Source organism: Citrobacter sp. MNAZ 1397 (assembly GCF_023613995.1).
GTDB classification, from domain to species: domain Bacteria; phylum Pseudomonadota; class Gammaproteobacteria; order Enterobacterales; family Enterobacteriaceae; genus Phytobacter; species Phytobacter ursingii.
In genome coordinates, this window is the sequence record NZ_JAKIVH010000001.1 from 1,444,486 (window position 1) to 1,460,327 (window position 15,842).

At 53.9% G+C, this 15,842-nt stretch carries 16 protein-coding genes; 9 read left to right on the forward strand and 7 right to left on the reverse strand.

Annotated elements, in window-relative coordinates; translation table 11 throughout:
• Positions 1-13 precede the first annotated feature (13 nt).
• On the forward strand, positions 14-907 hold the full coding sequence (locus tag L2097_RS06660) for a DMT family transporter (RefSeq protein ID WP_250352424.1): 894 nt from the start codon (positions 14-16) through the stop codon (positions 905-907).
• A gap of 110 nt (positions 908-1,017) precedes the next feature.
• Here the strand turns inward: L2097_RS06660 and L2097_RS06665 are convergent, their stop codons facing one another.
• Positions 1,018-1,854, reverse strand: coding sequence for a helix-turn-helix transcriptional regulator (locus tag L2097_RS06665; protein WP_250352425.1), 837 nt, complete (start codon positions 1,852-1,854; stop codon positions 1,018-1,020).
• A 116-nt stretch (positions 1,855-1,970) separates the two neighbouring features.
• On the opposite strand from L2097_RS06665, the gene L2097_RS06670 reads away from it, so the two are divergent.
• The gene (locus L2097_RS06670) at positions 1,971-2,711 is read left to right on the forward strand and encodes an AzlC family ABC transporter permease (RefSeq protein WP_047370331.1); all 741 of its coding nucleotides are present in this window, start codon (positions 1,971-1,973) and stop codon (positions 2,709-2,711) included.
• Between the two features lies 1 nt (position 2,712).
• Positions 2,713-3,036 (forward strand): AzlD domain-containing protein, encoded by a 324-nt coding sequence (locus L2097_RS06675; protein ID WP_047370332.1) that lies wholly within the window; start codon positions 2,713-2,715, stop codon positions 3,034-3,036.
• On the opposite strand, the gene L2097_RS06680 is transcribed toward L2097_RS06675, so the two are convergent.
• Positions 3,037-3,477: a GNAT family N-acetyltransferase gene (locus L2097_RS06680; protein WP_250352426.1), complete on the reverse strand. Its 441-nt coding sequence runs from the start codon at positions 3,475-3,477 to the stop codon at positions 3,037-3,039.
• A gap of 64 nt (positions 3,478-3,541) precedes the next feature.
• Complete coding sequence (locus L2097_RS06685) at positions 3,542-4,456, reverse strand: LysR family transcriptional regulator (RefSeq protein ID WP_250352427.1); 915 nt, start codon at positions 4,454-4,456, stop codon at positions 3,542-3,544.
• A 121-nt stretch (positions 4,457-4,577) separates the two neighbouring features.
• Between L2097_RS06685 and L2097_RS06690 the strand changes: the two genes are divergently transcribed.
• On the forward strand, positions 4,578-5,993 hold the full coding sequence (locus tag L2097_RS06690; protein ID WP_250352428.1) for an MFS transporter: 1,416 nt from the start codon (positions 4,578-4,580) through the stop codon (positions 5,991-5,993).
• Between the two features lie 54 nt (positions 5,994-6,047).
• Here L2097_RS06690 and L2097_RS06695 read toward each other — a convergent pair whose 3' ends face one another.
• On the reverse strand, positions 6,048-6,440 hold the full coding sequence (locus L2097_RS06695) for a cell envelope integrity TolA C-terminal domain-containing protein (RefSeq protein WP_250352429.1): 393 nt from the start codon (positions 6,438-6,440) through the stop codon (positions 6,048-6,050).
• 95 nt (positions 6,441-6,535) lie between these two features.
• A complete protein-coding gene (locus tag L2097_RS06700) occupies positions 6,536-7,240 on the reverse strand; it encodes a GNAT family N-acetyltransferase (RefSeq protein WP_250352430.1) in 705 nt (234 codons plus the stop codon).
• Positions 7,241-7,394: 154 nt separating this feature from the next.
• Between L2097_RS06700 and L2097_RS06705 the strand changes: the two genes are divergently transcribed.
• Both L2097_RS06705 and L2097_RS06710 read left to right on the forward strand, forming a co-directional pair.
• Positions 7,395-8,666 (forward strand): lipase family protein, encoded by a 1,272-nt coding sequence (locus tag L2097_RS06705; protein WP_250352431.1) that lies wholly within the window; start codon positions 7,395-7,397, stop codon positions 8,664-8,666.
• A 72-nt stretch (positions 8,667-8,738) separates the two neighbouring features.
• The gene (locus tag L2097_RS06710; RefSeq protein ID WP_047370338.1) at positions 8,739-9,164 is read left to right on the forward strand and encodes a GNAT family N-acetyltransferase; all 426 of its coding nucleotides are present in this window, start codon (positions 8,739-8,741) and stop codon (positions 9,162-9,164) included.
• Positions 9,165-9,167: 3 nt separating this feature from the next.
• Here L2097_RS06710 and L2097_RS06715 read toward each other — a convergent pair whose 3' ends face one another.
• Both L2097_RS06715 and L2097_RS06720 read right to left on the reverse strand, forming a co-directional pair.
• Entirely contained in the window at positions 9,168-10,727 is a 1,560-nt protein-coding gene (locus L2097_RS06715) for a GGDEF domain-containing protein (RefSeq protein WP_047370339.1), read from the reverse strand.
• A gap of 281 nt (positions 10,728-11,008) precedes the next feature.
• Entirely contained in the window at positions 11,009-12,226 is a 1,218-nt protein-coding gene (locus tag L2097_RS06720) for a diguanylate phosphodiesterase (RefSeq protein WP_047370340.1), read from the reverse strand.
• Positions 12,227-12,830: 604 nt separating this feature from the next.
• Between L2097_RS06720 and L2097_RS06725 the strand changes: the two genes are divergently transcribed.
• The 3 genes from L2097_RS06725 to sra all read left to right on the forward strand — a co-directional run bounded on the left by L2097_RS06725 (position 12,831) and on the right by sra (position 15,811).
• Complete coding sequence (locus L2097_RS06725) at positions 12,831-14,375, forward strand: methyl-accepting chemotaxis protein (protein WP_047370341.1); 1,545 nt, start codon at positions 12,831-12,833, stop codon at positions 14,373-14,375.
• 57 nt (positions 14,376-14,432) lie between these two features.
• Positions 14,433-15,509 (forward strand): mannuronate-specific alginate lyase, encoded by a 1,077-nt coding sequence (locus L2097_RS06730; protein ID WP_250352432.1) that lies wholly within the window; start codon positions 14,433-14,435, stop codon positions 15,507-15,509.
• A gap of 167 nt (positions 15,510-15,676) precedes the next feature.
• Positions 15,677-15,811, forward strand: a complete 135-nt coding sequence (sra, locus tag L2097_RS06735; protein ID WP_047370343.1) for a stationary-phase-induced ribosome-associated protein — start codon at positions 15,677-15,679, stop codon at positions 15,809-15,811.
• The last annotated feature ends 31 nt before the right edge of the window (positions 15,812-15,842 follow it).

Genomic DNA, 15,842 nt, shown 5'->3' on the forward strand with positions numbered 1-15,842 from the left:
ACATGGTTATCACATGCGTCCTTCTGACTACTCACGACTCGTTTTGCTGGCCGCTATCTGGGGCGCCAGTTTCCTGTTTATGCGTATTGCCGCCCCCGAATTCGGCGCAGTCCCCACGGCCTTTCTCCGCGTTCTGTTTGGCGCTATCGGTCTGGCATGTCTGTTGGTTATGATGAAATCCACCTTTCGCTTCGAGGGAAAATTTGGCGTAGCGCTGATGCTCGGGGTGATTAACTCCGGCTTGCCTTTTCTGATGTATTGCCTGGCGGCAACGCGCTTGCCGGCGGGATATTCAGCTATCCTCAATGCCACCACTCCCTTGATGGGAGCGTTAATCGGCGGCCTCTTTTTTGGCGAGACGCTAACGCTGCGCAAATGGGGCGGCGTGCTTTCCGGAATCGTTGGCATCATGATTATCACGACAACAGCGAAAACGGACGTAACAGGCAGTGTTGTCATAGGCGTCATTGCCTGTCTTGTCGCAACCGCCTGCTACGGGCTGGCCGGTTTTCTGACGCGTCGCTGGATAAGCCAGCGCGGGGGACTGGACCCGAAGATGGTCGCCTTCGGCAGCCAGCTCGGCGCCACGCTGTTTCTCTTACCTTTCTTTGTCGGTTCGGTCAGCCATGGCCCTGCTATTTTCTGGCTACAGGGCGGCGTCTGGGCGAGCGTTATCGCGCTTGGGCTGATGTGCACAGCCCTTGCCTATATTCTCTATTTCCGGTTGATTGCTGATATTGGTCCGCTACGTTCATTAACCGTCACGTTTTTAATTCCCCCCTTTGCCGTGTTGTGGGGCTACCTTGTACTTGGGGAAACCCTGAGCGAAGGCTTCGGCATGGGCGCGCTGATCGTCTGTCTTGCGGTCTGGATGATTGTAAGCCCAGGCAAAACCCCCGCGCAGTAAAGATTCACTCCTTATCGATGGGGAGCAGACATGCGCCGTGTCCGATGCCGTCCAGGCCGGCGGTCGCCGCCCATTTCATCGCGTCGCTGGCGATAAGGGATGTGAGCACCTCAGGCCGAGGCGGCAGCGAATAAGCCTGGCGTGGTGCCAAAGTGTGCGCGGAAGTGTTTTATCAGGTGGCTTTGATCGAAGAAACCCACATCGCTGGCGACTTGTGAGGCGTTTACGCCACGGGAAAGCAGACCTTTCGCCCTGACCAGGCGAATCTGCGTCAGATACTGGTGCACTGACAGGCCGGTCATGGCCTGGAAAGTCCGCATAAAGTAAAACTCGCTTAAGCCTGCGACAGCCGCAATCTCTTTCACGGTCAGCGTCTGCGCGTAACTGCAATGCAGAAACTCAATGGCTTTGCGGATATCGGCGCGCATAAAATCCTGACGTGCGCCTTTGACTGACCGTTCACCATAATTGCCGATGAGAATGTTGAGTATCTGGTACATTACGCACGTTTTTTCCAACGGGTCGTCACTGGCATTGAGCACCCGGGCAGCATGAAGCATACGCCGGGCAATCCGTGGATCGTGGCGCATGCCGTCGGTACCAAAATTGACGTCTCCCCGCCCTTTCAGTACGGTTTCAGCTACGTCATTAATCAGGCTTTGCGAAGGATAGAACGCGCAATAGTCCCAGCCTTCATCACGCTGCACTGCCTCACCCGTGTGCACTTCGCCGGGCATGATCACCATTAATGTTCCCGCCGCCGCAATCCCTTTCTGTCGGGATATTCGGGTGCGCTGGGCACCTCGGGCAAATGCCGCAATCACGAACTCGTCATGGAAATGCGGCGGATAACTGTGCTCATAACATGAGGCCTGCAGGATTTCCATTCCCCCATGCAGTTCGTTATCACGCCAGAGCCTGATGTCATCCCGTCTGTTTTGCGTCACGTCCTCGTTCTCCAGCCTTTACCCCTGTAATTTTTACAAATGCGCAGGATTTTACTATCGCGATTTTTCAGGATCCTTAAGATTGCACATTCCGACGAGAAAGAAAGGGAAAAGTGATGTTGATGAAGAGTAACGCCATGCGCAAGGACGATCCCACCGCCCTGTTTCGTGGCGGTGTTGCCGCTTGCCTGCCTACCATCCCTGGCTACTGGAGTATCGGTTTCGCCGCAGGGGCTATCGGGACCCTGTCCGGGTTTACCGTCTGGCAAACGGCGTTTCTGGCGACCGCGCTCTATACCGGCTCGGCCCAGTTTTTGTTCTATTCGCTCTGGTCTGCGGGCGCAGAAATGGCGTCGGTGGTACTGAGTGTGTTTCTGGTGAATTTACGCTATCTGCTGATGAGCTCCGCAATGAGCGTTTTCTTTCGCGAGCAGACGACGCTGCAGAAAATCGTGAGCGGTTTACTGTTGACCGATGAAACCTTTGGCGTGGCGGTTCAGCGCGGCGGCCATCAGGGTACGGTGCCGTTCGCATGGATGTTTGGGCTTAACCTGGCCGCGTGGCTGAACTGGATCCTCGCCTGTGTGGTAGGTGGAAGTCTTGCCTCTGCGCTGCCGCCCGCATTAATGGAAGGATTAAGTTTCAGCCTGGTCTCGATGTTTATCGGCCTGGTGCTGATGATGTGGTTTGCCAGTCGGCAGAAAAAACTGGAAACGTTCAGCGTGGCGATTGCTGTGCTCGTCACGTTCTTTGCCGCCGGTCATATGGCGCTGAGCGTCATTGTGATTGTCGCCGCTTCACTGTCGGCAACGCTGGCAACGGCATTATTACGCGCGACGCAAAAAGGAGCGAAATAAGATGGAGAGAAACATTCTACTGACGATTGCGATCGCGGCGCTGGTGACGGCGTTGATGCGCACGGTGCCTATTTTACTGCTTTCCCGATTTCGCCTGGCTCCGGTCGTTCAGCAGTGGCTGGGGTTTATTCCCGCCGCCATTATGGCTGCCATTATTGCGGCGGAACTGATCGAAAAACCGGCCATGACGAGCAACGGTATCAGCATATCGTTGCTGGCGGCCGCCATTGCCGCCATTACCGGGATTATCACGCGTGGGCTTTTTGCCACCGTTATCGCCGGGATGGTGGCCTATTCGGGCCTGCGGTATTTTTTCGGCTTATAGTCACAAACTGATGTTATAACGCACGACATCACCCAGTTCCGCAACCTGATCATACAGTTTTCGGGCTGGGTTGTTCGTTCGCGTCACCCAGTAGAGTTTTGCCCAGCCGCTCTTCTCACCCTCCTGACGAATCGCCTCAATCAGCGCTCGCCCCGCACCGCGACCGCGCTGTTGCGTATCTACATACAGGTCTTCCAGATAACAGATGGGTTGCGTTACCCACGTACCTTCATGCATGACGCACAGGGCAAACCCGGCCAGTTGCCCATCGACAATGGCGACACGGCATAACAGTGTGGATTCGGGGGAGTGAATGCGCGCCCAGGTTGCGCGCGTGACGACATCACTTAGCGTGCTGCCGGCAAAATCCAGATAGCCCTGCCACAGCGCTAACCATGCAGCATAGTCCTCGGGTCTGGCCTCGCGTACTTCTACGTCCATTTTTTATCCTTTTGAAACATCACGCGAGGAGCGATATTACGCCCGTTTTTTCCTGTAAGACAGCTCAGTTTTCCGGTAGCTGGCGTTGGCATACGTCACGTACAAACGTCCGTAACCAACGGTGGGCCGGATCGACGTCAGAACGGGGATGCCACAGTAGCGATACGGTGATCCCGCGTGTTTTCACCGGCAGTTCGAATACCGACAGATCGGCAACCGCCGACTGATTTATGAGAAACGATGCCGGAACCAGCGCAACCAGATCCGTCGCCCGGGCCACAGCCAGCGCAGCGGGAAAACCGGGAACGATGGCCGCCACTTTTCGTGTAAGCCCCACTTCTGCCAGCGCCTCGTCCACCGGGCCGGACAGGGTTCCCCGGCGTGAAGCCACAACGTGTTTCCACTCACTATAATGTGACGTTGTCACTTCTTTAAGCTGTCCCAGCGGGTGCCCTTTTCGCACCACACCGACGAATCTGTCGCGAAACAGCGCCTGGACGCGGATCTCCGGCCCCATCTCACTGAGCACGCCAATCTCAAGATCCACCAGCCCTTCACGTAAAGGGTGCGGCGTCTTCTCCGGCTTTGCGACAAAACGCAGGGTGATTCCCGGTGCAACTATCGCCGCTTCTGCAATCAGCGCCGGGCCAAATACTTCCACAAAACCGTCGTTGGCGCGCAGGGTAAAAAGCTGTTCATGGGTGCGGATATTCAGTTCAGTGTGTAGCGGGCGCAGTAAGGCGCGGGCTTCAAAAGCCGCATTTTGCGTACGCTCGCGGATCCCTTCGGCATAAGGCGTTAGCACCATATTGCGCCCCGCCCGCACCAGTAAAGGATCGCCGGTAGTCTCCCGCAGACGACCGAGCGTGCGGCTCATCGCCGAGGCGCTCAATCCGAGACGGCGCGCCGCCACCGCAACACTTCTTTCGGCGAGCAGGACATCCAGCGCAAACAGAAGATTCAGATCGGGTTCGGTCATTCTATGTCCTTTATTGATATGAGGCGTCTGGTGCAGGTTATAAGTGCAAATGCTGCGTCTTCCGCCCTGTATATCGGGTCATTATAGTGACCTCTCGCATCTATTTCGCAGAGGTTTTTTTATGCACTTGTTCACTGATCAGCCGGGTGATGAAGGCCTGCCGGGGCACGAACGCCGTCTGGCGATGGCAGCAGTAATGACCAGTACCACAATGGCCGTATTTGACGGTTCGATGGTTAATATCGCCCTGCCGCACATTGCCCGTGTGCTTGAGATTTCCTCGGGCGATGCGGTATGGATTGCCAATGGCTATCTGTTATCTGCCGCCATGACACTGGCCATTTTCGCCGCGCTGGCACCCCGGACAGGATTTCGTGCCCTTTTTGCCGCCGGAATAAGCCTGTTTACGCTGGCGTCTTTGGGCTGCGCCCTGTCGACCTCACTGGAGATGCTGGTAGCGATGCGTCTGCTGCAGGGGATTGGCGGGGCCGCGACATTAAGTATTGCGCCCGCCATTTTGCGCTCCATTTTCCCTGGCCGGTTGCTGGGGCGGATCCTGGGGATCCACGCCCTGCTCATCGCCGCCAACACGGCAATCGCCCCGGTTGTCGGCGGCGCATTACTCGCGTCCTTTGGCTGGCAATGGTTGTTTGCAATCAATCTCCCTTTCGGCGTCATTGCCCTGTTACTGACGCTGCGCGTTGTGCCTGCCCATCGCGCCAGGATGAACGGACGCTTTGATGTTGCCGGCGCCCTCTTTTCAGCCATGATGCTGGGCGCCGTGATCATGGCCTCAAACGCCTTCTCGCGACCCGGTGAAAGGGGAGGCACGCTTCTGACCCCGGCGCTCTACGGGCTTGCGGCTGTTGTCTCGGGCATCGCTTTTATTTACCGCCAGCGCCGTGCGGCCCATCCTCTGGTGCCACTTGCGCTTTTTTCTTCTGCCCGTTTCTCACTGGCCGCTTTAACATCGCTCTCTTCATTCGTCAGCCAGGGGATGACCTTCGTTGCGCTGCCGTTTCTGTTTCAGAGCGTTTATGGCTATAGCGCGTTTACCTCCGCGCTGCTTTTCACCGCCTGGCCGGTTGGCATCGTGCTGGTTGCTCCCCACGCCGGACGACTGGCCGATCGCTATGCACCCGTCGTGATTTCCACGGCCGGATTATGTCTCTTTGCCCTCGGGCTCCTGTTGTTAGCGCTGTTAGCGGATAATGCGCCGGTCTGGGACATCTGTCTTCGTGGTCTGGTGTGCGGGATGGGGTTTGGTTGTTTTCAAAGCCCCAATAACCGGGAGATGCTGGCCAGCGCGTCCCGGGAACACAGCAGTTATGCGTCGGGCATTCTCGCCATCATGCGCACATTTGGTCAGTGTCTGGGGGCGGCAGTGATTGGGGTGATCTTGTCAGTCTGTGCCCCTTCAGGCTCCCTGGCGCAAGAGGCGTTTGCGGTACGGCTGGGATTGTGGCTGGCGGCGGGCACAACGCTACTGGCGATTGTGGTCAGTCTCAGTCGTTTAAAAGTCCGTCCCGCAACGTAAAGGGTGCAGGGCCAGAAATGCCGTTCTGCGAAGAGGCTGAACGGCATTTTTACCTTACTCGCCCAGGATAACAAACCGCGAGCTGGCAAAAGCCTCATAGACATGCTGATTAGGGAATGGCGGGAAAGTGGCTTTTTTTGCCGCACTGACCAGCGCCTCGCAGTAGGCTTTACTCCCATCACGCGACTCGACATTGTGAAGCTTGCCATCGTAAGCAAAATCCATGTGCAGCCGGCATTTTTTATTCTTCCAGGCGTGGCGGTCGGCTAACTGGGATTCAATAGCCTCTTTTATAGCAAGCGCCTGTCTTCCGTATTCATCCTGGTCGGTATAACGTCCGGAATCACAGTCACTCAGCGCGATCGTTTTATGGCAGTTATCCGGGTGCAAAGGTGTGCAGCCGGCAACCGCGCCCGTCAGGAGGACGAGCATCAGAATTTTTTTCATTCCCTTCCCATTGAAATTATTGATTATAAAAAAGTTATTTTATTTTCTGGCAAAATAATCACGCATCGAGTGACAGTGCCACACGGGGGTTTTGCCTATTTAAAACTATCCAGCGCACGCTTTTGTTTCCCTTTATCATCAAAATTCTCGCGGTCCAGCCACGCGTCGAGCGCAACACGTAGCCGGGGCCACTCACTATCGATAATGGATAACCAGTCGGTATCGCGATTGCGCTGCTTACGGGTCATCACCTGGCGAAAACGCCCTTCAAACGTGAACCCGATCCGTTCAGCAGCGCGCCGTGAGGCGATATTCGTTGCATCGCAGCGCCAGGCCACCCGGCGGTACCCCAGGGCGAAGGCCTGACTCAGTAGCAGATAGAGCGCTTCTGTACCCATCACGTTGCGCTGCATTAACGGGGACCAGGTCACGTGACCGATTTCAATCGCCCCGTTAACGGTATCAATCGCATTCCAGCACACCACGCCACAGGCACGACTATCGGCACCGTTGATAACGGCATACGGCACCAGACTGTCGTCCGTCATTTTGTGCGCCACCCACGCGGCCATTTCGTCCGGAGTCGCTGGCCTGTTTGCTCCCAGCCATGTCCAGTCCCGGTCATCCTCCGCCAGCGAAAAGGCCTGGTAAAGCGCATCGCTATGGTTTGGGCTGAGGGGCACTAACAGACAGTACTGACCGCGCAATGTCATACGCGCGGGCCTCGTGACAGGCTGCCAGTCCGGCAGCGCAAAACCGACCTGCTGGCCGTACTGGTTGGTTTGGGTAACGTTCTTCATCGGTAACATCCTTGATGGGCGAGAGGCGTTTTACCTTATGTTTCATCTTTTTATAGCATGATGAAACATTGATTACGGCATACTGTTAATGATGGCGCAATAGTGTTCCATGATTATTTATCACCCTTGTGATGCCATGTCTGGAGAACAACACGTGAGATATCACCCCCTATTCCGATGCCGTGCGCCACTTGCGCTCGCGATTAGCATACTGTTGCCTGGCGTGAGCCTTGCCGCTTTACCGGTCGGACCGGAGGTGGGCGATCAGACTTTATCCCCCTTTTACCGCTGGGATGCCGCGCTGCCCGACAAACCCGGCATAATGTTGCGTGAAGAGCCAATGACGCGCCAGCCGGAGATTGTGGCGGGGCAATCGCGGCGCATCCTCTACACCTCCCGCGATGTGCGCTGGAATGCGGGTATTGTCCCCGTGAGCGGGACGCTCTATTTTCCGCAAGGCAAACCGCCACCCGGCGGCTGGCCGCTGATTGCCTGGGCTCACGGCACGCTGGGCGTTGCTGACGCCTGCGCCCCCTCCTGGACGGGCCACACACCGCGCGACGCGAGTTACCTCAATAAATGGTTGCAACAGGGTTTTGCCGTTGTTGCAACGGATTATCAGGGACTTGGCGGGCCGGGGCCGCATCCTTATCTGATTTGGCAGGCCGAGGGGCGCTCTGTACTTGATAGCGTCCGCGCGGCGCTACAGGCCTACCCGCAACAGCTCGCCAATCGCCTTGTGATAACCGGGCAGTCGCAAGGCTCAGGGGCATCGCTGGGGGCGAGCTACATGGCTCCCTCCTACGCGCCTGAGCTGAAACTGCTGGCAACCATTGCCACGGGTCTGGTCGCAACGTTCCCTGAGGGTCCCATTGCGGCCGGAGACGGGCGAATTCATGGCACACCGCCACGGCTGGAGATGCTACGCCTGATCGGTGGTTCGCTGGCAGATGATGCACCTGCGCCTGAAAAACTGGTGACAGCAAACGGCGCAACGCTGCTGGCAAGGGCTAAGATTTCCTGCATGCCGGAACTCGGACATTATCAACGCAGGCTGCATCTGAATGCTGACAATGCGTTTGTGGGGGGGAGTGAACAGATCACAGCTACGCTGAAACCCGTCACAGATATGCCATTAGCTCGTTTTCCCGCACCGCTGTTTCTGGCGACCGGTCTGGCAGACCGCACGCTGTCGCCCTATCACCAGTATGCCGCCGTGGCCGCGCTATGCGCCGCAGGCAATCCCCTCGAATGGAAAACCTACGCGGGCATTACCCATAACGGCATTGTGAACACCGCGTTTGCGGATGAGCTCGCCTTTGTTCAGGGGGTGCTTGCCGGCAAGCCGCAGCCAAACAGCTGCGGGTCACTGGTTATTCCGGGAAAGGCGCAGCCAGCAACAAAAGGCATTTTGTATAACAACTGATTTTTTAAGCGCCGCCGTTTCTGAGAGAATGGTTTGCTCAATAATACGGACCCGCCATAAAAAGGATGCCTTATGTTTTTACGCGTAACGACAGAAGTAACCGAGCAAGAGCAAAACGAACTGCTGGACGGTTTACGGGAATTTAACCGCCCTTTTATCCAGAATCGTGAATGGGGGCCTATTGGCGTATTTTGTCGCGATGTAAACGGCAAAATGACCGGTGGATTAATTGGCACGCGTAAAAGCGAATGGCTGTCTATCAGCTATTTATGGGTTAGCGAAGCCATGCGTGGTTCCGGACTGGGTACAGAATTGATCAGGGCGGCAGAGAGAGAAGCGGTGAAACAGGGGTGTCAGCAATCACTGGTGGATACGTTTAGCTTTCAGGCATTGCCGTTTTACCAAAAGCAGGGTTATGTGCTGCAGATGACGCTCAATGATTTTCCCGAAAAAGGCATCCAGCGCCATTATCTTACCAAGACGCTGGACAGCCTGTAATGTTTAAAGGGAGTCCGGGTTAGCCAGCGCCCGGTCTCTGCCCTGAATTTTTGCCATATACAATGCCTTATCGGCCCCCTCTTTCAGGCGAATAACATCATCTTCACTCCCACTGCCGATCAGGGAAAAACAGCCGGCGCTGAGGGTCACGACTTTGTTTGTCGCTCCCGATTCTCCATGCGGTATTTTTGCGTTGCGCACGGCTGCCACCGCCTGACGGGCAACAAACAGCGCGGCCTCTGGCCCGGTATCCGGCAGAATAATCGCAAACTCCTCGCCCCCGTAACGGGCGATCAAATCGGCATTGCGCAGTTTAAGTTTCTGGATGATTTCGCCAACCGTGCGCAGACAGTTGTCGCCTGCCACATGGCCGTAGAAGTCGTTATAACGCTTAAAGAAATCGATATCGAGCATCACCAGCGAAAGTGGCTTTTTACTCAGCGAAGAGGCTTTCAGACTTTGGTTCAAAAACAGATCGAACTGACGGCGATTGGCAAGCCCGGTTAACCCGTCTGCCAGCGCCATCAATTGCAAAGTATGGTTGATACTGGTCAACTCATCACGCAGTTCCGCCAGTTCGGTCTGATTACGCACGTTCATCCGCACCTGGCGAAAAACGATAGTTCCCATCAGCAACGTGCCCAGCAGCAACATGGCGTTAAGCACCAAATCCGGCAGACTGTCTTTTAACCAGCGTGACCAGAGTGCCGGTTTGTCATAACCGGCGGCCACGACCAGTGGATAGCGTTCAACCCGTGCAAATCCAAAGATACGCTCGACGTGATCGAGCGCCGAAATCCAGGTGGCATTACCGCGATCTTTTCTCGCCAGTTCACGGGTAAACAGCGGGCTCGCCGACAAATTGCGGTTAATGACATCATCCGGGAATGGACGTACATACAACGCCGTACCGTCAGTAATTAATAAAGCCAGCAGATCCCGGTTTTCCAGTTCGAAATAGCTGTAGAAGTGGCGGAAGTAATCTACCCGAATAGTCGCGAGTACTACCCCGGCAAAGCCTCCTGCCGAATCGCTAAGGCGCATTGAGACGGGGATCACCAGATCCCCTGTTGAACGGCTGGTAATCACCCGCCCGATATGAATATTGCTGTGCCCGTTACGCTGGTGATAGATAAAATAGTCGCGATCGCTGCTATTACTGATCGGTGGGAATCTGCCCAATGCCGTGGCTTTCATGTTTCCCTGCGCATCATAGATGAACAGTCCGTGCAGTTGCGGCAGGCGGTCTTTCAGGTCGGCTAATAGCACATCGAACCGGCTGGCATTCAATGTTGAGATATTATCTGACGGTATGGTACGGCGTATATCGCGCAGTGCCAGTTCGGCCTGTAGAAAGGTATCTTCCGCCTGACGCGCCTGGGAAACGGACAGGTTGATGGCATTACGTTCCATATCCTCGACGGCACGGTCCCATGAGCGGGTGAGTGTCCAGGTGCTGGCGGCCACGCCCGCCAGTAACAGTGCGGTCATGAAAAAAGTGATGCTGCGTCCAAGGGAGGAATTCAGCGCCAGCGCGCCTGATATATGTTTATTGATTTTCATTTTTTCCTCTTGCTTCGCATCCCGTCCTTTAAGTTAAGCATGAAAATAAGATGCTTTATAAGCAAGATAATGTTCCGGGAAGGATGAACTGCGATGACTGGCGCTATTCCCAGCGAATAAAGGGGGTTCATTGATTGAAATTAAATCGATTATATCACGTCATATCAAAGGATATATCCTGCGACACCTTGTGTCCGCTATTCAGCCGTAAAGAAGAAACGGGTGATATAAAAGGGAGAATGATATTACCCCATTCTCCCTCTTATTGTGCCAACGCCGTGTTAACGCTTTATGCGCTGCGGCCAGTTAATCGACGAAACACCGTTGAGTATCGGGCGTGCAAAAAGGAAGCCCTGGAATCGCTCAATCCCGGCAGCATCAAGCCAACTCCACTCTTCTACTTTTTCGACGCCTTCCGCCACGACGGTAATTTGCATCTCAGCACAGCAATCGATAATAGCTTTGACGATAGCCTGCTTCGGCCCGTGCATATGGATATCGGTGACGATACTCCGGTCGATCTTCAGTTTGTCCGGCTGAAACTTGGCAAGTAATGACAAACCGGCAAATCCGGAACCAAAATCGTCGATCGCCAGACCAATTCCCGCAGCACGTAACTGACGAATCGCAGACGTAAATTCGTCATACCTGGAAATCACCTCATCCTCGGTCACCTCCACAATGACCTGCTCTGGATCAAGTTGATTGCGTTTAATATGATCCAGCAAAATATTGACTGCGCCGGGGATCTTGACCAGTGACATCGGCAGCAAATTAATGGCCACCTTGTGATTCCCTATCCCCAGACGCCGAGCCATTGCCAGCGCCCAGCCTTTTGATGCCAGGTCTGCCTCATGCAATTTATGTTCAGGAATCGTTGAAAAATAATCCTGCGGGCTGCCACCGTCGGGCCCACGGATTAACGCCTCAAGTGAGGATATATTCCCTCGCGCGGGATCAACAATAGGTTGAAAAGCAAACTGACAAGGCTGGTTTTGTAAAACGGGAATGTTAGCCATATCAAACGGCGGAAGTTTAGTATTTAGCTGCCAGCGGTCTGCCGGGAGATTTAAAACCTGTTTTGACGGTAACGGCGACGAGACAAAGTTACGGATAAATTTATACACGCGATCATTACAGGCAAGATGGTATTTTAACCTGCCAAATTTTATGACCCTACGGAGTACTGCGCTCGGTCTGGTGTTTCTCAGATCAAACAATACCAACCCCTGGTCAAGGAAGCGGCGATGCGGCGCAAAATCACGCATCAATTCCACGATATTCGCATGGCGAACGTCTCTGTTGATACGTTCAAAAACGGCATTCACCGCGGAGATCGGACCTTCCAGCACCTGCAAAAACTGTCTGCCATCAAACAACAACACACCGGTGACCTGTAACGCCGTATTCCGTAAGCTTGCCTGCTTTACTAGCCCTGCCAGTTGCGAGGGATCCAATGCATGATTGAGCCGGCTACGATAGATCAAAGTCGCTAACACTGAGTACTTCCCTCAAAAAATATCCATACAAACGCTGCAGGAATAGACGCAATGGTAATAGTGTAACAAGTAAGCTCAAATTCCGTTCACTGATTAAAGCCTGTTCTCTGCCTGTTATCGCGGACTAGCCCTGCCGCCAGAAGAGGTTGACTTCCCCGCAGATAAACATTTTAACCACTCTCCAACAGATTTTTAGCTACGCTTTATTATGTACCCTATATCAACCAGAAGATTTCGATCTGATAATGACAAAATCATTACAATTTTGCGAATATATTAGTTTGCTATGTTAATGTTTCTATTTTTCATCGGTTATTTTGCGTCCTTTCTTGTATTTACCGCCTTTAATTTGCATTAAGTCTATCTTTTCCTCCTGACTGAAAACTATCTTCCTTTTTTCTTTTGCAAAATCATAACAATATTTAAATAAATCACCGTAAGTCTGGCTAAAAAAATATTTAACGTAGCTACTTTCAGTTGTATAGCAGTTCGTGGAAAATGCACTGGTAATAACAAAAAAATCCTCTGTCGGGTTAATAAAAAAAACACCATCATCGGCAGAAAAAATCCTGTTTATTGTAGGCAGTTTATTGTGGGGTTATTTATGAAGCGTAACACTCCTGTTACACAGAGAGAGTATTTGCTTAACGAAGGCACGACACTGCTTTCGACGACGAATACACATAGCCATATAACTTATGCAAACACAGCATTTATAGACGCCAGCGGATTCACTGAAGACCAGCTTGTCGGTGAACCTCACAACCTTATTCGACACCCGGATATGCCGCCCGCCGCGTTTGGCGATCTGTGGTATACCATTCAGCAAGGCGACAGCTGGACCGGCATGGTGAAAAACCGCCGCCAGAATGGTGACCATTATTGGGTGCGGGCTAATGTCACGCCTGTTTATCAGCAGGGGCAACTAACCGGTTATATTTCAGTGCGTAATATTCCGCAACGTGAGGAAATTAACGCCAGCGAAAAACTTTACCAGTTAGTCAATGATAATAAATTAGGCGGTCATCGTTTTTATAAAGGTCTGGTGGTCCGCCGTGGCCTGCTCTCTTTTTTATCCATTTTCCAGCGCATGAGCGTCACGCGCCGGACTAACTTTGGGCTTTTTATCACCGCCGCATTATTAGTGGCGATGCAATTTGCCCCTTTTAATCTGGTAGAAAAAGTCGGTGCGACAATGGGGATCCTGGCCCTGCTGTCTCTATATTTACAGGCGCAAATTTGTCGTCCATTGAAAGCTATCCTCAGCCAGATGCAAAAAGTGGTCTCCGGGCGAAAAGCCGATTACCGCCATTTTAATCGTGTGGATGAAATTGGTTTACTGATGCGTCTGGTAAATCAGTCAGGCCTTAATCTTAATTCGCTGGTAGGCGACGTTTCCGCGCAAATCAACGGCATCCGTGATATCAGCCAGCGCATTACCGATGAAGGCGAATCCCTGCAGAAACGTACAGAAGAAACGTCAGCAGACCTGCATCAAACCGCTGCTGCGGTTGAGGAGATTGCCAGCGCCGTAAGGCAAACCGCTGAAACGGCCGCCGAGGCGATGACCCGAGCAGATGAAACCAGCGTCAGTGCGAAAAACAGCGGCGACATCATGAAGAAAACCATCTCGATGATGCAGGCCGTTTCCCAGGACAATAGCAAAATCGTCGATATCATCGGCGTGATTGACAGTATCGCCTTCCAGACCAATATCCTGGCACTGAACGCTGCGGTTGAAGCGGCGCGCGCGGGCGAATCGGGGCGTGGTTTTGCAGTTGTTGCGGCGGAAGTTCGCAACCTGGCGCAGCACTCGGCATCTGCAGCGCGTGAGATTCAGGCACTGATTGAACAGAACGTGGCGAATGTCAAAAATGGCGTCGAAATGGTGGAAAACACTGAAACGCACCTGACGGCGATGATCGATAACGTCATTACTATGTCGACGATGATCAAAGAGATTGGCACGGCAACGCATGAACAGACACAGGCACTGGAACTGATCAATGAATCCGTTTCCCGCGTTGGCGTGATGACGCATAACAACACCAGCATGGTGGAAAACGTGACCAGTGCGGCAGAAAACCTCTCTGAACGTGCAGCGCGACTGCACCGCGCAGTACATGTGTTCGGCGGTAGCGAAGGCTAATTCTTTATGACCCATGCTATAGTCAGTGTCCCACTATGCTGACGCGCAGGGTTACCGATGCTCGCTTTGGTCAGAAGAATGTGTTTGATTATTGCCGCCGTAACGGCGGCATCTGCCGGGGCAAGTCTGCAACCTCCGGCAGGTTATCAGCAAACGCCGCAACACCTGAACACCTCCCACTTTACCTGCCCGGCTTTTCCGCCTCCCTTTACCGGCGCACTCGATTTCACCAGTAAATATGAAGGTTCGGACAGCGCTCGCGCCACGCTGAATCCGCAAGCCGATCGGGCGTTCCATGAACAAACAAAGGCGATCACTGAACTTGAAAAAGTGGTCAGTCAGGTTGTGACAGGATTCGCCCATGATGGCAACCCGGCGCGAGCGCAGTGCGTGGTCAATGGTCTGGATTCATGGGCCCGAGCCGGCGCATTAACCTCTGTTGCTAAAAATCACACCGGGAAATCGATGCGAAAGTGGGCGCTGGCGACGCTTTCATCATCCTGGCTGCAATTGAAATTCTCCCCTGCGCATCCGTTAGCGGGGCAGCAGGAAAAAGCAGCCGCCGTTGAGCTCTGGCTCAGTCATCTCGCGGATTTGACGGTGGCAGACTGGCGCGACCTGCCGCTGAAACGCGTTAACAACCACAGCTACTGGGCGGCCTGGGCGATTATGGCGACAGCCGTTGTTATCGACCGACGCGATCTCTTTGACCAGTCGCTGGCGATGTACCGCACCGCCGCGAACCAGGTGGATAGCGCGGGGTTTTTACCTAATGAGCTTCGCCGCAGGCAACGCGCCTTTTCATATCACAACTATGCCATTCAGCCGCTGGTTATGATTGCCCTTTTCGCCCGCAGCAATGGTGTTGAGGTGACGGCGGAAAATGATAAGGCTTTACAGCGCCTGGCCGCGCGCATTCTGTCCGGGTTCGACAATCCGGATGAGTTCACCCGCCAAACCGGTATTCAGCAGGACGTCGCTTTTACCCGCCAGGCCTCCAGCCTTGCCTGGCTTGAGGGTTGGTGTGCGCTGCAAACCTGCGATGCACAGTTAACTCAGCGGCTTGCCGCACTGCGTCCGCTGCACAGCACCCGTTTGGGTGGCGACCTGAGTTGGCTTTTTGCCGCCCATTAACCGCAGCCGGACTGTTCCTAAAGCGGGCATCGGTCATTGCACTTCGGGGCGGATTAGCAGACCATCACTTTTGCGACTACAGTTTAGTCGCAGCGGATCAGGTTATATTTCGCCCGGTCAACGCGCCGGGCTTGTCCTTGAAACATCAACTGGATTAAGGAGTAAGCATGAAATCGAACCGTCAGGCACGTCATATTATGGGGCTGGATTACAAAGTCTCTAATATCAGGAAAGTGGTGAATAAGGACGACCATGAAGTTACCGTGACGCACCGTTCTGGTCGTCATCGTCGCGAAGAATAACGTACGTATCCCCTTTCATGCCGCCCCGTCC